The organism is Actinopolyspora mzabensis (assembly GCF_900101095.1).
Lineage (GTDB): Bacteria > Actinomycetota > Actinomycetes > Mycobacteriales > Pseudonocardiaceae > Actinopolyspora > Actinopolyspora mzabensis.
In genome coordinates this window covers 317,598-337,868 of the sequence record NZ_FNFM01000002.1, presented here as the reverse complement: position 1 = coordinate 337,868, position 20,271 = coordinate 317,598, and the positions used below count along the sequence as shown (strand labels likewise).

Genomic DNA, 20,271 nt, shown 5'->3' with positions numbered 1-20,271 from the left:
CTCCATTGTCGGTGTTCGCCACCGCCGATCAGCACCGGGCGGACGCAGTCCGTTCAGAACGCCACGTTCAGACAGGCCAGCCGGGCCCCGGCCTCACCTGCCGCACCGGGCGCCGTGCGGGTGCGGTGCTCGTGGATCACCACCGACGAGGCGTCACCCCGGTGCGGGTTCCATTCCCCGAAAGCGCCGCTCACCGCGTTGCCGGCCGCGTCGGTGCGGAAATCCAGCCAGATCTCGTTGCTCGGGTTGGCGTAGGCCGGATCACCGGACACGCCCTCCGGCGCGGGTACCCGCTGGAAGTGGGGCCCCGCGTCGGAACCCTCCGCGCCGCACGGGCGGGTGTGCACGTGGGCGCCGTAGGTGCGGTTCGGGCGCAACCCTTCCAGGACAGCGGCCACGGACGTGCCTTCCCCGGGAGAGCTCTCGGCGAACACCGCCATCCGGGCGCCCGGCGGCACCAGCTCGGGCGCGTAGGTGATCGCGGCAGCGGATTCCTGGTAGCGGGTGAAAACTCCCTGCGCCACCGTCCGGCTGTTCCCCTCGGAGTCCGAGGGCTCCGCCTGCGCGGTGGCGGGAACCGCGATGATCAGGGCCGTCACGGCCAGCACGACACTCGATACGGATCGCATGTGTCCGGTTCTACGTGCCGCGCGGTCCTCACCGGTGGATGATCGCCGGAAAGGGTGAAACGGCGTGTCCGGCGGTGAGTGTGACGAGGATCGTCCTCGTCGCGGGAGCGTACCGGTGTGTAGGCGCGCTACGTTGATCCGATGACTGATTCGGGGCGCGACCGGACCTGGTTGGTCGCGATCGCCACCGCGATGTGGGGGACGGACGCGCTGTGGCGGATGCCGCTGGCGACCAGCTTACCGAGCACCACCGTGGTGCTGTGCGAACATCTGATCGTCACGGTGCTGCTGGCGCCGCTGCTGCCCAGGGCGTGGCGGGCGTTCGCCCGGTGCGGCGGCAAGCAGCGGGCGGCGGCGCTGGTGGTGGGGGCCGGTACCTCCGCGCTGGCCACGCTCATGTTCACCGCCGCCTTCGGCTACGGCGATCCGGTGACTCCCGTGGTGCTGCAGAAACTGCAACCGGTGTTCGCCGCGGTGGCCTCGTTCCTGCTGTTGCGCGAGGGCTTCCGCCGTGGCTACCTCGCCTTCGCCGTTCCCGCGCTGGCAGGTGCCTGGCTGCTGGCGTTTCCGGATCCGACCCAGGTGAGCGTCTCGCGGCTGATGCCCGCGCTGCTGGCGCTCGGGGCTGCGGCGCTGTGGGCCGCCGGGACGGTGCTGGGGAGGATGTTGAGCAGGGAACTGGCTCCGATGGAGGTGACCACGCTGCGGTACTCGGTGGGGCTGCCCACCGTGGCGCTGGTGCTGTTGCTGCGGGACGGTTCGATCACCGAGGGGCTGTCGAGCATCGGTGAGGCGCTGGCGGTGGGCTGGGCGAACCTCGGAGGACTGCTGCTGCTCGCGCTGATTCCCGGCCTGCTGGCGTTGAGCCTGTACTACCTGGGGCTGCGCGCCACGCCGGCTGCCCGGGCGACGTTGGCGGAGCTGTCGTTTCCGGCGACCGCCGCCATCGTCGGTGTCGGTGTGCTGGGCGAGACCCTCACCGTCACCCAGTGGGTCGGTTTCGTGCTGCTGGTCGTGATGATCACCGCGCTGGGCTGGAACGAACGTGCCGGTAGTCGGAAGGTCGTCCAACCGGAAGTCGCACTCGTGCGCGGCTGAACCGACACGCCGGGCGGGCGATCGGCCCGCCCGGCGATGCACCAGATCAACGGCTGCCTGTAAGGTGTATCTCGCGGGCCGTTAGCTCAATGGGCAGAGCAGTGGACTTTTAATCCACGGGTTCAGGGTTCGAGTCCCTGGCGGCCCACCAGAAGCGCAGGTCAGCGAGTTTCTCCACTGACCAGTCAAGATCACGAGTGCACTTTAGGCGCACAAAATCCGTGTTCCGGTGTGCTGTCCGATGTTCAGTTGTGCTGGAGTTCTTCGCGTGCCACACGGCGGGCGATCTCTTCCACCTGAGCAATGGTGGGAGAGGCACCGTGATGTTCCTGCATGGCTTGTCGCAACAGGCGGCGCACCAGCGCCGAGGTGGGGATGTGCTCGGTAGCGGCCCACTCGCGCAGCTGTGCGTCCAGTTGTTGATCGATGCGCAAGTGCAGCGGGACATCCAGCGTCGTAGCGTTTTCGACCGCTTCCGCTTCGGCGTTCTCGGCCTCTTCAGCTGCTACTTCGGCTCGGATCTCCGCATGTCTGGCACGGCGGAGTGCCCGGTTGTCCTCTCTCCTCGTCATGTTCCGGCCTCCTTGTTCTTCAGATAGTCGCGTAGGTCGGCACCACGCGTTTTCCAGGCCGTAACCCCGGAGAAGTCCTCGGGGTCGACGATGACGGTGATCACGAACTCGGCGCTCGTGGAGTAACCGATGATCCGGATGTAGCTCGCTCGGCTTTTCGGGTCCGGATCACGTACTACTCGGTGAGCGTCCGTGACCGCTTCTGTCGTCCAACTCGGTTCGATGTCGGTCGCTCCGGGATAGCGGACCGAACGAGTACGTATGTGTTCGACGTCCTCTTCGTCCCACCAGAGCTCGATTGTCACGCTCTAAGTGTAGCGCAATGTGCTACTTGGTCCAGCCATTGAGAGGTCGACCGTTTTCTGATCTTGCTCTGTTCGTCATCGCCTCCGCTCATCGAAACGTCAGGGGCTGCGGTGTCGAAGGCTGACTCGGGGCCTCCCCTCGTGCCGCTGCGATCGGGGTCCGCAGTCGAGTCGCGATCTCCGGAGCTACGGGTGGCAGGCTCCGGGAGGTGACCGAGAGGCTGGATGTTCGTGTATGAGCGGCCAGCCGGTCGGTCGTTCAGCGTGGGGCGATGAAGAACAGCTCCGGATCCCCTTCGTCCAGGCCGTAAACGATGCCCGCGGATTGCCATCCCAGCGAAAACAACAGGGATTGCATGGCGTGGTTCGACAAGTTGGTTGAGGTGAACAGTTTCGTCGTCGCCCAACGATGTTCGGCGTCGCGCAGCAGTGCCGCGCCGACGCCGTGCCGCCGGACGCGTTCGTCGACGGTGAGCAGTACGACGAACTCGTGACCAAAGAACGAGCGGTCGACGACGCAGTAGCCCACCACCGCTGCGTTCATCTCTGCGACGCGGGTTTTCCCGGTTTCCACATACCGGTGGATCGAGTCGGACCGAGTAGCATCACCATGTTCGGCCAGCGGATCGATACCGATCGTCGACAGAATGTCGGCGGGTGTCGCGTCGCGTACTGTGATCGAGTTTTCCACGAGATCATCTGAGCATGCGGATCGCTCGCATTCGCCCAATCCCCGAGAGCTCGCACACTCGAGCAAGCTCACTCCGGGCAAAGCCCGCAGGTAAGGCTCGCAGCCGCGCAACCGGAGTCGTACCGGTTACGAGCAGACACGACGAAGCCCTGTCATTGCTGTGGACGCTGTGTCATCGTGTACTTACGTGACTGATGATCGCCGGAGCGAACCGCTCGCAGCGAAGACCCCGTTCCCCGCCGAGCTGGACGAACGCCTGCGTGACCAGCTGACCTTCTTGATCGAGGTTGATCACCTCAAAGCGGTCCTTCGCCAGTCCCCGCTCGTGGCCGCTGAACAACGCGAGAACGACGCCGAGCACTCCTGGCATCTGGCCATGATGGTGGTCCTGCTGGCCGAGTACTCCGACGAGCCCATCGACACCGGGCGCACCGTGCGACTGGTGCTTGTCCACGATCTCGTCGAGATCTACGCCGGTGACACACCGCTGTACGCGGCCAACGACAGAGACGACCAGTACGAGCGCGAAGCTCACGCGGCCACCGAGTTGTTCGGCTTGTTGCCCGAGGACCAGGCTTCGCGGCTTCGCACGCTGTGGGACGAGTTCGAAGAACGCGACACGCCCGAGGCCCGTTTCGCCAAGGCCATGGACCGTTTCCAGCCGCTCCTGCTCAACTGGATGGCTCGCGGTGGTACCTGGCGTACGCCCGGTACCACCGCCGACGACGTCCGCAGGCGGAAAGCCGTGATCGGCGACGCCTCGACGTATCTGTGGGAAGCCGGGCAGCGCCTCATCGCCGAAGGAGAAGCCCGCGGCTGGGCCCGCCCCGGACAGTCCGCTGAGTGACCCGGCGGAACAATGTCCGGCCCGAGGTGTGTTTTGGGGCCCTTCTGGGGCGCAGCCACACTTTTCCCACACAAAACGACGACAGACGACGAGCACCGACCAGTCACAGCGATCGGTTCGGAGGCGGCATCGAGCCAGGTGACAGCGGGTATCGGCACCCACCGGCAAACGACGGCGGGAACCGACCCGCTACTCCACGGGTTCAGGGTTCGAGTCCCTGGCGGCCCACCAAAAGGCCAGGTCAGCGAGTTCCGCCACTGACCGATCAAGATCACTGCCACACTTTATCCCCCCGAAATTCGGGTGCCGGGCGTTGCCCGATGCTCAGCTGTGGTGGCGCTCTCGATCGCTTCCGCTTCGGCGTTCTCGGGCTCTTCCGCTGCTACTTCGGCCCGGATCTCCGCATGTCCGGCCCGGTGGGTTCTCCGGCTGTCCTCGCTCCTCGTCATGTTCCGGCCTCCTCGTTCTCCGGGGGTCGCGCAGGATGGCGAATCCTTCCGGTGCCCCGAGCCGGTGCCGTCGGTTTTCGGAACTTCACGTTTCGTTTCTGAATCTTCCATTGGGTGAGACGAGGTTGCATTCACTCTTCGGGGTGAGCGCTCGTTGTTCGATCGGACAACAAAAACGCCTAAATCATGTGATATCGCACGAATACGCCGTTGCGAATACCACTTACTATCCTTCGAACACTTACCGCGAACACATGCCGGCCTCGATTCGTGACCACTGACTGTGATCCGCTTCGGCGGAGCGCATGTGTCGTCCCGGCTGAAGGAGTATCAGTGTTTGAGATCAGTCCAGTGGTGCTGACGACCTTCGCCGCGTATCTGGTCGTCATGCTCGTGATCGGAGTGTGGGTGTACACCCGCACCAACACTCTCGCCGACTTCGCGCTCGGCGGTCGAAACCTCAACGCGCCGACCGCGGCACTGTCGGCGCAGGCCAGTGACATGTCCGGCTGGTTGCTGCTCGGCCTCCCGGGAGCGGTCTACGCCCAGGGCGTGGGGGCCACCTGGATCGCGATAGGCCTGGCCCTCGGTACGTACCTCAACTGGCTGTTCGTGGCGCCCCGGCTGCGTACCTACACCGAGCGGGCCAACAACGCCGTCAGCCTGTCGGCCTACCTCGAATCGCGATTCGAGGACCGCAGTCGTTCGCTCCGGCTGGTCTCCGCGCTGGTGATCGTGGTGTTCTTCACCGTCTACGTCGCCAGCGGCCTCGTCGCCGGGGGAGTGTTGTTCGAGGACGTCTTCGGCGTGGACTCCACAACGGCGATCTCCATCTCGGTGGCGGTCATCGTGATGTACGCCTTCCTGGGCGGGTTCCTCGCGGTGAGCTTCACCGACGTGGTGCAGGGAACGATGATGTTCCTGGCCCTGGTGGTGCTCCCGCTGATCGGTATCGCACTGCTGGGCGGTTTCGGCGGCCTCGGCGGGGCCCTCACCGAGCAGTCCCCCGCGTTGCTGGACATGGGCCAGGAGGCGAGCTTCACCGACGGGAGCTGGTCGAGCGGAAGCGGCCTGAGCTTCGTCGCGATCGTGTCGCTGCTGGCCTGGGGGCCGGGCTACTTCGGGCAGCCGCACATCCTGGCGCGGTTCATGGGAATCCGCAGTGCGCGGCACATTCCCGTCGCCCGGCGGATCAGCACCACCTGGGTGCTGGTGACCCTCCTCGGCGCCTCGCTGGTCGGCCTGGTCGGTATCGGCGTGCTCGACCAGCCGTTGGACGATCCGGAGCAGGTGTTCATCGCGCTGGCACAGCAGCTGCTCAACCCGTGGATCGCGGGCATCCTGCTCGCCGCGGTGCTGGCGGCGGTCATGTCCACCGCCGACAGTCAGCTGCTCGTCGCCTCCACCGCGCTGACCGAGGACTTCTACCGCGCTTTCGTGCACAAGGCGGCCTCGGAGCGGCTGTTGGTGTGGGTCGGGCGCGCCACCGTGATCCTGGTGGCGATCGTGGCCTACGTGATCGCGCTGGGCGGCGGAGCTGTGCTGGACATCGTCTCCTACGCGTGGGCCGGTTTCGGTTCCGCGTTCGGCCCGGTGATCCTGCTCTCGCTGTTCTGGTCCCGCATGACCTGGACCGGTGCCCTCGGTGGTGTCGTCGGTGGCGCGGTGACCGTGCTGGTCTGGAAGAACGTGGACGCGCTCAGCGGCACCGGGGTCTACGAGATGATCCCGGGCTGGATCGTGGCCCTGCTGGCCATCGTGGTGTGCAACGGTCTCGGCAAACGTCCGGAACGTGACTGGTCCGGGGACATGGCCGAACCGGTCGAGGACGCCGAGCCGGCCAAGTCCTGAGGTCAGGGCGTCTCCACGGCAAGGAGGGGCGGGGCCGCTTCGGCGAATGCCCCGTCCCTCGCGTGTCGTCGGCTCCTCGGACCGCCCCACCGAGCGGCGATTTCGCGGGAGATCGACGACGGCTTCGCGCGCGTGCGCGCGGTCGGAACTCACCCGCACGACTCGCGCTGCGTAAGCCCGGCAGGGCCGCCGACGTGCCCAGCGATTCCCCGAAAAACCGCCAACCGGTGCCCCGCTCGTCTGCCACCGAAGCGCGCGGCGGGAGGAGCTACGGGGGTATGTCCCCCTGACCGCGACCGTGTCGAAGACACCGGTCACAGGTCCGTGGGGTGGGAATCCACGTGCGGGCACTACTCCGCACTCGCCGGGGTTACAGCGGTAGGAGCCGCTGCTCTCGTGCCACGCGCTCCCAAGATTGCCGAACCGGGCGACCGTCGCCGGGTGTCGTGGCACTCGTCTCCCGGCCCGCTCTGACCGGGGTAGTCGCGGTCGCGAACCGCGCCCCGGACTTATCCCGTCCTTCGGCCTGCCGGGAACGGCTGAAGCGGGAGCGTATACGTGCTACGCTGGCATCTGCTTTTTTCGTTTCTTGGCAGATCGAAATATAGCACGGTCGGCCCCCGGTGATCCGGGGGCCTTCTCGTAGCGCTACCGGTTCCACACGCTCGGTGACTTTCCGTCGCTTGTGGCCGGTCACCTCGCGGCCCCGAGATTGCGCGAGAGAGTGGTGCCCATCTTCGCCGTCCCGCCCCGTCGGAGCGGCGATTTCGCGCGAGATCGACGGCAGTGGGTGCCGGGATGCTCGGTCCGCTTTCCGCTACTGGCCGCTTCGTGAGCAGAAACCGGTCAGGATTCCCGCCCGTGCCACTCCTCGGCGAGCACCGCCCAGATCTGCATGTCGTGGCGCTTGCCGTTGAGCGGGAAAAGACTGCGCAGCGTCCCCTCGTGGGTCATCCCCAACCGTTTCGCCACCGCGATGCTGCGATGGTTCTCGGCCGAGACGCGGTACTCCACCCGTGCCATGCCGCGAATCCGTACAGCCCAGTCGATCAGGTGCTCGCAGGTCCGGGTGATCAGCCCGCCACCCTGCGCCGCCTCGGAGAGCCAGACACCCAGTTCGCAGCAACCGCTGCTGGTGTCGAACACCCGCCACAGCGCACCGCCGATGAGCTCCTCCCCGTGCCAGATCCCCATGATCCGGCCGGAGTCGCCGGCCTGCTTGTCCGCGTATTTCTGCAGGAACCGCCGTGCCGACTCCTCGTCGAAGACGATGCCCGCCCAGGGCATCCAGGGCTCCAAGTGTTTTCGGTTGGCTTCGGTGAACTCGGCGAACTCCGCCGCCTGCCAGGGCTCCAACGGCCGCAACTCGGCGTCGGCCCCCAACGGATGTGCGAACACTGCGGCCCCTCTCGAACGACTGCCCGCTACCTTCCTACCCGCACGCGCAACCGGATTTCCGGAAACCGCGCGAGTCCGGGGCGTGCCGCGATCAGTCCGCCGCGGCCCCGTCGAGCTGCTCCACGGTGGCGATCGACGGGCTCTCGGCGCGCCGCAGCCGCTCGGCCACGTTCTCCGCGTCGCGCAGCGCGCGCAGCGGGTTGTGCCAGGTGAGCTTGGCCAGCTCCGCCTCGGACCAGTTCCGCTCCAGCAGCTCGGCGAGCAGGTTGGGATACCCGGCGACGTCGTCGAGCCCTGCCGTGGTGAACGGGGTGCCGTCGAAGTCACCGCCCAGTCCGATGTGGTCGATTCCGGCCAGCTCGCGCATGTGATCCAGGTGGTCGGCCACATTGGACACGGTCGCCACGGGGCGCGGATTCTCCCGCTCGAACTCGGCGCGTGCCCGGTGTCCCTGTTCGGTGCCGTCCAGCGGGTGCAGCCCCAGCCCGGTCAGGTGCGCGTCGACCGCCCGGTCCCACTCGGCGGCCTCGGGCAGCACGAACTTCGGCACGAAGGTCGCCATCGCCACGCCGCCGTTCTCGGGCAGCGCCCGCAGCACGTCGTCCGGCACGTTGCGCGGATGGTCGCAGACCCCTCGCGCGCTGGAATGCGAGAAGATCACCGGGGCGCGGCTGGCCCGCAGTGCGTCCCGCATGGTGTCGGCCGAGGTGTGCGAGAGGTCGACCAGCATGCCCAGCCGGTTCATCTCCCGGACCACCGCCTCGCCGAAGCGGGTGAGACCACCGGCGGCGGGTTCGTCGGTCGCCGAGTCCGCCCAGGGCACGTTGTCGTTGTGCGTGAGCGTCATGTAGCGCACGCCCAGCTCGTACAGCGCCCGCAACGTGCCCATCGAGCAGTTGATCGAGTGTCCGCCCTCGGCACCCATGAGTGAGGCGAGTCCGCCCGATTCGCGGCAGCGCTCCACATCCGCGGCCGACCGGGCCGGAACCAGTCGGTCCGAGTACCGCTCGGTCAGGGTGCGCACGCAGTCGATCTGCTCCAGGGTGGCCGATACCGCTGCGTCGCCGGTGAGGTCGGTGCGTACGTAGACCGACCAGAACTGCGCGCCCACACCGCCGGAACGCAGTCGAGCCAGATCGGTGTGCAGCACCGCCGACTGGTCCGTTGCGATGTCGGCCCGGTCGGTGTCGTATCCGACCGTTTCGCGAAGTGCCCAGGGCAGATCGTTGTGGCCGTCGAACACGGGGTGTTCGTTCAGCAGCCGTGCGGTACGCCGCCGCGACTCGGACTCGGTGGGCTCGGTCATGGGTCCGCCTTCGTTCTGCTCGAGATGTGTCGCCCGATGCCGGGTGGCCCTCCGGTGATGTCCGATCGGGCTCGTCGGTGGGCCGTGCTCGGAGTGTGCTCCGAGTTCGAAGTGTGCCGGACAGCCGGTGGGTGTATGTCCCGGGCGTTCCCGGTCCGGTGTGCGAGTGGCGAAACACCGCGCCCACCCACCGAAACCGGGTGCACCCCGTGAAAACCGGGCACACCCCGTGAGAACCGGGCACCCGCCGTGAAAATCCGCGTTGGCGGCCGAGGCCGCGTCCCAATCCGTCGGACAGCCCTTCCCAGCGAGATCGAGTCCGACTAGCATGCTGCTGCCCGATCGGGTGATCCGCACTGGTCCAGCCTGGGGAGACGTCCATGACCGAGCAGCCCATGAGTGAGCCACCCATGAGTGAGCCACCGAGCTCCGCCGCGCGAGCGCGGCACGGAACCGACCGCTCCCCGGGGAACCTGCTGCTGCTCGTCCCGCTGCTGATGCTCGTTACTCCACTGTGGAATCACGACGAGCCCAGGCTGTTCGGCCTGCCGATGTTCTACTGGTCGCAGTTCCTGTTCGTGCCGCTCGGCGTGGTGTGCGTGGGGTTGGTCGTCCGCGCCGCGAACCGACGGGAACGCGCTGCCACGGGCTCCGCCGCCGACGGCACCGAGCGGAAGAACTGACCGATGCTTTCCCGAGTCGTCGTCCGCCCCGGCGATGATTTCGGCGCGCGAGCGCCGAACCACCACCTCCCCGACTCGACCACCCGCGGGTTCTCCCGCGTCGCGCTCTCGCGAGGACGGCCCGACGTTGTGTAGGTCGCTACCCGATGTCGGGCCCCCGGAGCGAGAGCCAGCGGGAGGTTCCGCCACCCGAGCCCCCGGCAACCCCGACAGGAAACTCTGAAAAATGCAGTGGATCGAATTCGGCGTTTTTACCGCGCTCTTCCTGTTCGTCTCGGTTCTGGGGTTCGCCGCCACGCACTGGCGCCGTGCCGAGTCGATGCAGCACCTCGACGAGTGGGGACTCGGGGGCCGCAAGTTCGGCTCCTGGATCACCTGGTTCCTGGTGGGCGGTGATCTCTACACCGCCTACACCTTCGTGGCCGTCCCGGCGCTGGTCTTCGGGGCCGGTGCGATGGGCTTCTTCGCGCTGCCCTACACCGTGGTGCTCTACCCGCTGGTGCTGCTGCCGCTGCTGCGCATGTGGTCGGTGTCCAGAGTGCACGGTTACGTCACCCCGGCCGACTACGTGCGCGGCCGTTACGGCTCGCCGCTGCTGGCCACGCTGATCGCGGTGACCGGAATCGTCGCCACGATGCCCTACATCGCGCTGCAGCTGGCCGGGCTGGAGGCCGTGCTGCGCACCATGGGGCTCAACGCCGGTGGATTGGCCGGGCACGCGCCGCTGTTCATCGCCTTCGTGGTGCTGGCGCTGTACACCTACCAGTCCGGACTCCGCGCCCCCGCGCTGATCGCGTTCGTCAAGGACCTGCTGATCTACGTGGTCATCCTGGTTGCCGTGTTCTACCTGCCCAGCAAGCTCGGCGGCTGGGGATCGATCATCGACCAGTCCGCCGAGACGTTCTCCGGCCCGGACTCCGGTGGATCCATCCTGCTCGGGGAGCACAACCAGCTGCAGTACGCCACCCTCGCGCTGGGCTCGGCGCTCGCGCTCTTCCTCTACCCGCACTCGCTGACCGGTATCCTCGCTTCCTCCGGCCGCAAGGTCATCCGGCGCAACATGGTCGCGCTGCCCGCCTACTCGTTCCTGCTCGGAATGCTGGCGCTGCTGGGCTACGCCGCACTGGCCGCCGGGGTCGAGCCCATCGTCAACGGCGCCACCGGCGAGCCGGACTCCAACACGATCGTGCCGGTGCTGTTCGACCAGATGTTCTCCGACTGGTTCGCCGGGCTGGCCTACGCCGCCATCGGTATCGGCGCCCTGGTTCCGGCCGCGATCATGTCCATCGCGGCGGCCAACCTGTGGACCCGCAACATCTACAAGGAACACCTGCGTCCCGGCGCCACCCCGGCGCAGGAGGCCAAGCAGGCCAAGCTCGCCTCGCTGGTGGTCAAGTTCGGCGCGGTGCTGAGCATCGTGTTCATCGACCCGCAGTTCTCCATCGACATGCAGCTGATCGGCGGCGTCATCGTGCTGCAGACCCTGCCCGCCGTCGCGATCGCCCTCTACACCAGGTGGCTGCACCGTTGGGCGCTGGTGGCGGGCTGGACGGTCGGCATGGCCTGGGGGTTGTGGCAGCTGTACCTGATCCCGAAGGACCCGGCCACCGGGGAGGGGCACTTCGGTGGTTCCGCGATGCCGTTGTCGGACTTCAGCCTCTTCGGTTGGCAGCCGTTGCCGGACGTCCGGACCCAGATCTACGTGGGTGCGGTGGCGCTGCTGCTCAACCTGCTGGTCGCGGTGGTGCTCACTCCGCTGCTGCGGTGGTTCGGCGCCGCCGAGGGCAGCGACGCCACCGCCGAGGCCGACTACTACGCCACCGAGGCGCCCGCCGGTGCCACCGAGGCGGCGGAGGCCGAGACCTCCGGGGAGACCGCGTCGCGGTGACGCGCGGTTCGGGGAGCGGCAGTCGGAAGTACTGTTTCCGGCCCCGGCCTGTATCGGATAGTGTTTCGTGACTCACGCCTCGCTCGCGGGAGGACTCGGAGAACCGATCGCGAAGGCGTGTGAGCGGTCCCGAGCCTGACGGGAGGCGTGGCAATGGCATCGGACGCGGACGTCATCGTGGTCGGCGCGGGACTCGCCGGGCTGGTGGCCACCTACGAGCTGACCCGCGCGGGCAGATCCGTGCTGCTGGTCGAACAGGAGAACGCCGACAACCTCGGCGGGCAGGCCCACTGGTCCCTCGGCGGGCTGTTCCTCGTGGACAGCCCGGAGCAGCGCAGACTCGGTGTGCGGGACAGCTACGAACTGGCGCTGCGGGACTGGAACAGCAGCGCCGCCTTCGACCGCCCGGAGACGGACCACTGGCCGCGACGCTGGGCACAGGCCTACGTGGCTTTCGCCGCGGGGGAGAAACGCTCCTACCTGCGCGACCTCGGGATGCGGTTCATGCCCTTCGTCGGATGGGCCGAACGCGGCGGTGGCACCGCGAGCTCCCACGGCAACTCGGTGCCGCGGTTCCACTTCGGCTGGGGAACCGGGCCCGAGATCGTGCGGGTCTTCGCCGAGCGGGTACGAGAAGCCGAGCGTGCCGGGCTGGTGCGTATCCGGTACCGCCACCGGGTGGACGAGCTGCTCACCTCCGACGGCGTCGCGCACGGGGTGAGTGGCAGCGTGCTGGCGCCCAGCGCGGAACGCAGGGGAGTGGCCTCCGCACGCGAGGTGGTGGGGGAGTTCGAGCACCACGCGCAGGCCGTGGTGGTCACTTCCGGCGGGATCGGCGGTAATCAGGAGTTGGTGCGGCGGAACTGGCCCTCCTGGCTGGGGCGGAAACCGGAGTCCATGCTCACCGGCGTTCCCGCCCACGTGGACGGCAGGATGCTCGACATCGGTGAGCGCGCCGGGGCCAGCGTGGTCAACCGCGACCGGATGTGGCACTACACCGAGGGCATCACCAACTGGGACCCGGTCTGGCCGGGGCACGGCATCCGGATTCTGCCCGGACCGTCCTCGATGTGGCTGGACGCCACCGGTGAGCGACTGCCCGCGCCCTACTTTCCCGGTTTCGACAACATGGGAACGCTGCGCCACATCCTCGGCACCGGTTACGACTACACGTGGTTCCTGCTGGACCAGCGCATCCTGGAGAAGGAGTTCGCGCTGTCGGGGTCGGAGCAGAACCCCGACCTGACCGACAAGAGCCCGCGCAAGCTGCTGTCCCGGGTGCGCAAGGGGGCTCCAGGCCCGGTGGAGGCGTTCAAGCGCCACGGGGTCGACTTCGTGGTGCGGGACAACCTGCGCGACCTGGTGGCCGGGATGAACGAGCTCACCGGCGAGTCGCTGCTGGACTTCACCGCCGTGCGGGAGCGGGTGGCGGCCCGCGACGCCGAGATGCATCGCTCCTACGGCAAGGACATGCAGGTCTCGGCGATCCGCGCCGCGCGCGGGTTCATCAGCGACAGGGCGATCCGGATCGCCACACCGCACGGACTGCTGGACAGCGGTAACGGGCCACTGATCGCGGTGCGGCTCCGGTTGCTCACCCGCAAGACCCTGGGCGGGCTGGAGACCAATTTGGACTCCCAAGTGATGCGGCCCGACGGCTCCGCGTTCGACGGGCTCTACGCCGCCGGGGAGGTGGCCGGCTTCGGTGGTGGCGGGGTGCACGGTTACAACGCGCTGGAGGGGACCTTCCTCGGTGGCTGCGTGTTCTCCGGCCGAAACGCGGGACGAGCACTCGCTCGCGATCTTGCCTAATCCATCGTGCACTGAGCTGCGAGGGCGGTCGGGGTTCCGCACTGTGCCGAAGTGGCCCCGCTTCGCCACGCAGCCGACTCACGCGCTCCAGACACCCGCGCTGTTCGCCCGCACGACTCCGGCCCGACGGGCACCGCGGCGATTTCGCGAGAAATCGCCGCCCACGTGGCCACATCGCCGCACCGGATCGAAAATTTCGCGAGAAATCGCCGCCCACGTGGCCACATCGCCGCACCGGATCGAAAATTTCGCGAGAAATTGACGCGCCCTGGGCAGCACCCGACAATCCGAGAACCGCTCGCCGACTCCGGGACACCGATGGGGGATTCATGACCGAGACGCTCGAACCCATGCCGACCGACTGGCAACGTGCGCTGGTGATCGTGGCGCATCCCGACGATGTGGAGTTCGCCGCCTGTGCGGCGGTGGCGAGCTGGACCGATGCGGGACACGAGGTCAGCTACCTGCTGGCCTCGCGCGGCGAGGCCGGTATCGACGGAGTTCCCCCCGAAGAGGCCGGGCCGTTGCGCGAACGGGAACAGCGCGAGAGCGCCGCCCTGGTCGGTGTGCACGACGTGCGCTTCCTCGAGCACCGGGACGGCGTCATCGAGTCCGGTACCGCGCTGCGGCGTGACCTGGCGCGCGGGATACGCGAAGTGCGCCCGGACCTGGTGGTCACGTTCAATCACTACGACCGCTGGGGATTCGGCGGCTGGAACAGTCCGGACCACCGCGCGGTGGGACGGTCGGCGCTGGACGCCGTCGGCGACGCGGGAAACCGCTGGATCTTCCCCGAGCTCGTCACCGACGAGGGGCTGCACCCCTGGAACGGGGTGCGCCGGATCGCGGTGGCCGGATCACCGCATCCCACGCACGCTGTCGACGTCGGCCCGACCCTCGACCGGGCGGTGGGCTCGCTGGCCGCGCACGCCAACTACCTGGCGGCACTGAGCGAGCAGGCACCGGAGGACATGGCCCGCGACTTCCTGCACCGCACCACCGCCGAGGCGGGGGCGTCCTTCGGCGCCGAACACGCCGTCGCCTTCGAACTCGTCTAGAGCTCGCCAGTTCGGTTGGGCGAGGCGGTTCCGTGGCGGAACCTCTCGAACGGCTCTCGCTCCGGGAGGTCCGATATCGGGTAGCGACCTACACAACGTCGGGCCTTCCTCGCGAGAGCCGCACGGGAGAACCCGCGGTCGGTCCCGTTGCGAGGGTGATCTGAGCTCAGCCTCCGGGGTGGTCGGAGTTCGGCACTGGATCGAAGCCTCCCGGCGATTTCGCGGGAAATCGACGCCCACCGCCGTGGTGCTGCCCCAGCGTCTAGGAAATTTCGCGGGAAATCGACGCTGCTCGGGTTCCACAACGGAGTGTCCTATTCGGATTCACTTCGGTCGGCCCGCTCGAACTCCGGTGACCACACGTGCCAGCTGGACAGCTCGATCGGGCACTGATAGGCCACCAGCCTGCCCTCGCTGGAGTTGACCAGGGTCTGCGCCTGCTGTTTGGTGATGATCGCGCGATGCGCGCACACCGTGCATCTCGGAGCGTTGCTGTAGTTCCACATCGTCAACGGCGGTTTTTCCTCACCGGTATCTCGCTGTGCGGGGAGTTCGGGATGCGGTCGCGCGGTGCGGCTACGGCCTCGGAGAGTCGCGATCGTCGGCCGTGCGACACACCCGTCCTCACCCACCGTCCACCCAGTCCTGCGGTACGACCACGTGCAGTGCGTTCCGAGCCACCGAGAAGTCTCGCGGCGTCCCCGCGACGAGTTCACCGTCGATGTTGATCGGCATGTTCGGAGTCGTCTCCAACCGCATTCGCCTGGTGCGGATGTGCTCCGCCTGATCGGTTTCCAACAGCCTCGTGCTCTTGAAGTTCCGTGCCACAGTGGCCAGCTCGCGAACGTTGCCGTGTTTGATCACCGTCACGTCCAGCGTACTGTCGTCGATGCCCGAATCGGACACGGCGAGCTGACCCCCGCCGAAGTAGCGACCGTTGGCCACGGAGACCTGCAGCAGGCTGTTGAACTCCCTCGTCGGATGATCCCCGTCCGGGAAGGTCAGCCGTGCCGGGAACGGCCGATGTCGCATGAAGCCCCGGGCCGATGCCACCGGGTAGGCCAGTTTCCCCACGAGCTTCTTCAGTTTGGGGGACATGGCGGTGGCGACGTTCGAGCCGATGCCGACCGAGGCCCGGTTCGCGTAGTAGTTGTTGCCGCACAGTCCGAGATCGATATCGACGATCTTGCCCCGGGCGATGGTCTCGCACGCCTTCTCGATCTCGGTCGGGATCTCCAGGGTGCGGGCGAAATCGTTCGCCGTGCCCAGCGGCAACAGTCCCATCGGAACACCCGTGTGGGCGAGCACGTCGACCACCGAGCTGATCGTGCCGTCCCCACCGCCGATGATCACGAAGTCGTGCTCCTCGTCGATGGCGGCCCGTACCGTCTCCACCAACCGTGCCGGATCCTTGAGCGGATAGGTGGTCCCCAACGGGACCCCCAGCTTCGTCAGACTCCGCACGGCCTGCGTGTAAGCGATGCTTCCGGTCCGGGACAGCGTGTTGACCACGACCGCCACCCGGTTCAATCCGCCGCTGGTGGACACCACTGCTCCCGTCTGCCTGCTGCGCCTACGCCCCGAAAGGTCTGCACCCCGAAGTGTATGCGGGGTGGCGCGATGCTTCCTCGGTGTGTGGTGTGTGCTACGCCATTGGCGATCCCGAGGTCATCAGCGACCGGCAAGCGCGTACGGGATCACCGGAGTTACGTACGTGGCAACTGGCCGGGACGAGAACGGGGCGGGACCACGCGGTCCCGCCCCGGCTGCGATCTCGCCGTTTCCGGACCTTTCGGCCCGAACCGGTTGTCGACGCCTCAGCCCGCTGTGGCGGGCGCGTCGGTCGGGGTCTTCTCGATGTAGGCGACGGCGCGCTGCGCGGGCAGGCGTACCGCTATCGCGTAGAAGTACAGCGCCACGCTCCACACCGCGACCACGAGCGAGCCCAGCCCGATGCCGAGCACCCCGTCGCCACCGCCGAGGAGACTGTCCGCGACCTCCCCACCGGGAGTCACCTCACCGAAGTAGCTGAAGACCATCAGCCCGGCGAGCCAGATCGGGAACCAGGAGCCGGCCTTGAAGTCCACCGGCGGGGTGTCGTGCTTGGTGGTCACGTGGTAGATCGCGAAAACCACGTAGCCGACCAGCAGGCCGATCAGCATCTTCTCGTTGATCGACCAGTTGGACCAGAACACCAGCAGGCCGGAGGCGATGAACGCCAGCACCGGGATCAGGTCTCCGCCGGGCAGCCGGAAGGGGCGTTCCTGGTCGGGCAGCTGCCTGCGCAGCGCACCCACCACCAGGCAACCCGGTGCGAAGGAGACGGCGAAGGCCGAGCTGATGAAGCCGATGAACTTCGACCACGCGGGGAATGGCAGGAAGAAGAAGCACCCGACCACGAACATCAGCAGGATGGAGACCCACGGCACGCCCTGCCGGTTGAGCTTGGTCAGCACCTGCGGTGCGTTGTCGTTGCGGGCGTTGGCGTAGGAGAGCCTGGTGGTCACACCCGCGTAGATCAACCCGGTGTCGGCCGGGGAGATCACGGCGTCGACGCGCAGCAGGAACGCCATCCACGCCACGCCGAGAGTCAGCGCCAGCCCGGCCAGCGGCCCGGCGTTCTCGGCGAACTCGAGGTTCTCCCATCCGCTGCCCAGCAGTCGTTCCGGCAGTCCGGTGATGAAGGCGATCTGCAGCAGCACGTAGATGATCGCGGTGACCACGACCGAGCCGATCAGGGCGAACGGGACGTTGCGCTGCGGGTTGTCGGTCTCGCCCGCGAACTCGACACCGTTGCGGAATCCCAGGTAGGAGAACGCGATACCGGCCGCCGGGATGGCGGTGAAGATGGCGCCCGCCCCGCTGGGCATGAAGCCGCCGAAGTTGGTGAGGTTGCCCGGGTTGAACTCAGCGTAGAACAGCACGACGATGACCAGCACGATCACCGCGAGCTTCCACCACACCAGAATGTTGTTCAGGTAGGCGAAGAGTCGGACGCCGAGCACGTTGATCGCGCTGTAGAGCGCCATGAGCCCGATGGCCACGAACCATCCCGCTCCGTTGACCAGGTACTCGCCGTCGGACTCGACCATGAGCCAGCTCGCGTAGGGGTACGCGTACTGCATGGTGGCCAGTACCTCGATGGGGGTGACCGCGGCGGCGGCCAGCCAGCTGATCCAGCCGGAGCTGAAGCTGGCGAAGGAGCCGAAGGAGTAGTGCGGGAAGCGGATGATTCCGCCGACGACCGGGAACATCACCGACAGCTCGGCGTAGACGAACCCGATCAGCATGATCATGATCGCGCCGATGATCCAGGACAGGATCGCTGCCGGACCGGCGATCTGGGAAGCGTAGAGGGCGCCGAACAGCCACCCGGAACCGATGATCGCGCCGACCCCGGTGAACAGCAGGCTGATCCGGTTCACGTCCCTGCGAACCCCGTGATCGAGCTGCACCTTGGCCTGCGTCGGTGGCGCAGTTGGTGTCGCCATCTATTCGCCCTTTCCGTACCTTTGTGAGGTCGATAACTACTTTGAGCGTGGACTCTCTAGGATTCGGGCGGCGTCGTCAACACGAAACGGTTAACCTGTCGCGCAATCAAGTAACATTTTGTGTACGGAACTGTGCGTAGGCCGTGCGATCGTGTCGCGTATTGGGCGATTCGTGGCCTTTAGTGTGATCAGAATCGCGTGAAGATCAGGAGCGCGTTGACCGGCGAGCTCCCACAGTGTGGAACGAGTTCTCCCGCCGGTGTACGTGCTTCGATCGTCGGGGTTCCCGCGGTACGGGAACGCCCCTACCTGAGGTAGGTTCCGCGAGGCGGCCCCGGACAGCCGGGAGGACGCTCCTCGTGCCCGCTGGCGGGGACTCGAAACGTGGTGGGACCTCGAAACGTGGTGGGACCTCGAAACGTGGTGGGGACTCGAGAACGCAGCGGGGACTCGAGACCCCGGCGGGTCGGGAAGCGATCCGGTCAGCCCGCCGTGTGGGGAGCGTCGGTCGGAGTTTTCTCGACGAAGGAGGCCACCCGGCGGGAGGGCAGCCGTACCGCCATGGCGTAGTAGTAGATCAGTACGCTCCACACCGCGATGATCAACGCGCCGAGCCCCACCCCTATCGGGCCGTCACCGCCCTGCAGCAGCAGCGCCTCCTCGGCGGGCTGGTTGGGAGTGACCTCCCCGAAGTAGCTCAGTGCCAGCATCCCGGCCAGCCACACCGGGAACCAGGAGCCGGCCTTGAAGTCCACCGGCGGGGTGTCGTGCTTGGTGGCCACGTGGTAGATCACGAAAACCACGTAGCCGACCAGCAACCCGATGAGCATCTTCTCGTTGATCGACCAGGTGGACCAGAACACCAGCAGATTGGACGAGAAGAACGCCAGTAGCGGAATCGTGTCCCCACCGGGCAGCCGGAAGGGGCGGTCCTGGTCGGGCAGCTGGCGGCGCATGGCGCCGACCACCAGGCAACCCGGTGCGAAGGAGACGGCGAAGGCCGAGGTGATGAAGCCGATGAACTTCGACCACGCGGGGAATGGCAGGAAGAAGAAGCACCCGACCACGAACATCAGCAGCACCGAGATCCAGGGAACTCCCCGCCGGTTCAGCCTGGTGAGTGCCTGCGGTGCGTTGTCGTTGCGGGCGTTGGCGTAGGAGAGCCTGGTGGTCACACCCGCGTAGATGAGTCCGGTGTCCGCCGGGGAGACGACCGCGTCCACTCGCAGCAGCCAGGCCATCCAGACCACACCGAGCACCAACGCCAGCCCGGCGAGCGGTCCCGCGCTCTCGGCGAAGGTCAGCTCGCCCCAACCGTCACCGAGCAGGTCCCGGGGCAGTCCGGTGACGAAGGCGATCTGCAGCAGCACGTAGATGATCGCGGTGATCACCACAGAACCGATCAGGGCGAACGGGACGTTGCGCTGCGGATTGTCGGTCTCGCCCGCGAACTCGACACCGTTGCGGAATCCCAGGTAGGAGAACGCCACCCCGGCCGCCGGGATGGCGGTGAAGATGGTCCCGGCGCCCTCCGGGGTGAACCCGCCGAACTCGGAGAGGTTGCCGGGATTGAACGACACCGCGAAGAAAACCACGATGACCAGCACGATCACCGCGAGCTTCCACCACACCAGAATGTTGTTCAGCCGGGCGAACACGCCGACTCCCAAGGCGTTGATCGTGCTGTAGAGGGCCATCAGCGCGATCGCGATCAACCAGCCGTAGCCGCTGACCAGGTACTCCCCCTCCACCGGAGTCATCAACCAGCTCGCGTAGGGGTACGCGTACTGCATGGTGGCCAGTACCTCGATGGGGGTGACCGCGGCGGCGGCCAGCCAGCTGATCCAGCCGGAGCTGAAGCTGGCGAAGGAGCCGAAGGAGTAGTGCGGGAAGCGGATGATTCCGCCGACGACCGGGAACATCACCGACAGCTCGGCGTAGACGAACCCGATGAACAACACCATGATCGCGCCGACGATCCAGGACAGGATCGCTGCCGGACCGGCGATCTGGGAAGCGTAGAGGGCGCCGAACAGCCACCCGGAACCGATGATCGCGCCGACCCCGGTGAACAGCAGGCTGATCCGGTTCACGTCCCTGCGAACCCCGTGATCGAGCTGCACTGTGGCACGGGTAGGTGAACCAGCCGGTGTGCCCATAGTCGGCCCCATTCGAGTGATAGGAATCACTTCG

17 protein-coding genes and 1 tRNA gene are annotated in these 20,271 nt (G+C 67.1%); 8 read left to right on the top strand and 10 right to left on the bottom strand.

Going from position 1 to position 20,271, the window contains the following annotated elements:
- Window positions 1-53: 53 nt before the first annotated feature.
- Window positions 54-629, bottom strand: a complete 576-nt coding sequence (locus BLR41_RS04155) for a superoxide dismutase family protein (protein ID WP_092626572.1) — start codon at window positions 627-629, stop codon at window positions 54-56.
- 141 nt (window positions 630-770) lie between these two features.
- On the opposite strand from BLR41_RS04155, the gene BLR41_RS04150 reads away from it, so the two are divergent.
- Together BLR41_RS04150 and BLR41_RS04145 are read left to right on the top strand one after the other, a co-directional pair.
- Window positions 771-1,727 (top strand): DMT family transporter, encoded by a 957-nt coding sequence (locus BLR41_RS04150; RefSeq protein WP_092626571.1) that lies wholly within the window; start codon window positions 771-773, stop codon window positions 1,725-1,727.
- Window positions 1,728-1,802: 75 nt separating this feature from the next.
- Window positions 1,803-1,878 (top strand) — tRNA-Lys (locus BLR41_RS04145).
- Window positions 1,879-1,972: 94 nt separating this feature from the next.
- Here the strand turns inward: BLR41_RS04145 and BLR41_RS04140 are convergent.
- The 3 genes from BLR41_RS04140 to BLR41_RS04130 form a co-directional block, all read right to left on the bottom strand.
- Entirely contained in the window at window positions 1,973-2,299 is a 327-nt protein-coding gene (locus BLR41_RS04140; RefSeq protein WP_092626569.1) for a ribbon-helix-helix protein, CopG family, read from the bottom strand.
- Window positions 2,296-2,604, bottom strand: coding sequence for a hypothetical protein (locus BLR41_RS04135; protein ID WP_092626568.1), 309 nt, complete (start codon window positions 2,602-2,604; stop codon window positions 2,296-2,298). Before BLR41_RS04135 ends, BLR41_RS04140 begins: the two co-directional genes overlap by 4 nt.
- Before the next feature lie 259 nt (window positions 2,605-2,863).
- The gene (locus BLR41_RS04130) at window positions 2,864-3,295 is read right to left on the bottom strand and encodes a GNAT family N-acetyltransferase (protein WP_092626566.1); all 432 of its coding nucleotides are present in this window, start codon (window positions 3,293-3,295) and stop codon (window positions 2,864-2,866) included.
- Window positions 3,296-3,482: 187 nt separating this feature from the next.
- On the opposite strand from BLR41_RS04130, the gene BLR41_RS04125 reads away from it, so the two are divergent.
- Window positions 3,483-4,142 (top strand): HD domain-containing protein, encoded by a 660-nt coding sequence (locus BLR41_RS04125; RefSeq protein WP_092626565.1) that lies wholly within the window; start codon window positions 3,483-3,485, stop codon window positions 4,140-4,142.
- A gap of 782 nt (window positions 4,143-4,924) precedes the next feature.
- Entirely contained in the window at window positions 4,925-6,442 is a 1,518-nt protein-coding gene (gene putP / locus BLR41_RS04120) for a sodium/proline symporter PutP (RefSeq protein ID WP_245693825.1), read from the top strand.
- 846 nt (window positions 6,443-7,288) lie between these two features.
- Here the strand turns inward: putP and BLR41_RS04115 are convergent.
- Both BLR41_RS04115 and BLR41_RS04110 read right to left on the bottom strand, forming a co-directional pair.
- Entirely contained in the window at window positions 7,289-7,840 is a 552-nt protein-coding gene (locus BLR41_RS04115) for a GNAT family N-acetyltransferase (RefSeq protein ID WP_092626563.1), read from the bottom strand.
- Window positions 7,841-7,931: 91 nt separating this feature from the next.
- On the bottom strand, window positions 7,932-9,146 hold the full coding sequence (locus tag BLR41_RS04110; protein ID WP_092626562.1) for a dipeptidase: 1,215 nt from the start codon (window positions 9,144-9,146) through the stop codon (window positions 7,932-7,934).
- Window positions 9,147-9,556: 410 nt separating this feature from the next.
- On the opposite strand from BLR41_RS04110, the gene BLR41_RS04105 reads away from it, so the two are divergent.
- The 4 genes from BLR41_RS04105 to BLR41_RS04090 all read left to right on the top strand — a co-directional run bounded on the left by BLR41_RS04105 (window position 9,557) and on the right by BLR41_RS04090 (window position 14,587).
- Window positions 9,557-9,829, top strand: coding sequence for a DUF3311 domain-containing protein (locus tag BLR41_RS04105; protein WP_092626823.1), 273 nt, complete (start codon window positions 9,557-9,559; stop codon window positions 9,827-9,829).
- A gap of 226 nt (window positions 9,830-10,055) precedes the next feature.
- Window positions 10,056-11,717: a monocarboxylate uptake permease MctP gene (gene mctP, locus BLR41_RS04100; protein WP_092626561.1), complete on the top strand. Its 1,662-nt coding sequence runs from the start codon at window positions 10,056-10,058 to the stop codon at window positions 11,715-11,717.
- 153 nt (window positions 11,718-11,870) lie between these two features.
- Complete coding sequence (locus BLR41_RS04095) at window positions 11,871-13,529, top strand: FAD-binding dehydrogenase (protein WP_092626559.1); 1,659 nt, start codon at window positions 11,871-11,873, stop codon at window positions 13,527-13,529.
- Between the two features lie 329 nt (window positions 13,530-13,858).
- On the top strand, window positions 13,859-14,587 hold the full coding sequence (locus BLR41_RS04090; RefSeq protein ID WP_092626558.1) for a PIG-L deacetylase family protein: 729 nt from the start codon (window positions 13,859-13,861) through the stop codon (window positions 14,585-14,587).
- A 314-nt stretch (window positions 14,588-14,901) separates the two neighbouring features.
- Here the strand turns inward: BLR41_RS04090 and BLR41_RS04085 are convergent, their stop codons facing one another.
- From BLR41_RS04085 to BLR41_RS04070, 4 genes are all read right to left on the bottom strand, one after another.
- On the bottom strand, window positions 14,902-15,093 hold the full coding sequence (locus tag BLR41_RS04085) for a hypothetical protein (RefSeq protein ID WP_092626822.1): 192 nt from the start codon (window positions 15,091-15,093) through the stop codon (window positions 14,902-14,904).
- Window positions 15,094-15,211: 118 nt separating this feature from the next.
- The gene (locus tag BLR41_RS04080; protein ID WP_092626557.1) at window positions 15,212-16,135 is read right to left on the bottom strand and encodes a diacylglycerol/lipid kinase family protein; all 924 of its coding nucleotides are present in this window, start codon (window positions 16,133-16,135) and stop codon (window positions 15,212-15,214) included.
- A 269-nt stretch (window positions 16,136-16,404) separates the two neighbouring features.
- Complete coding sequence (locus BLR41_RS04075; RefSeq protein WP_092626555.1) at window positions 16,405-18,078, bottom strand: APC family permease; 1,674 nt, start codon at window positions 18,076-18,078, stop codon at window positions 16,405-16,407.
- Between the two features lie 482 nt (window positions 18,079-18,560).
- Window positions 18,561-20,201, bottom strand: coding sequence for an APC family permease (locus BLR41_RS04070; protein ID WP_245693820.1), 1,641 nt, complete (start codon window positions 20,199-20,201; stop codon window positions 18,561-18,563).
- Window positions 20,202-20,271 lie beyond the last annotated feature (70 nt).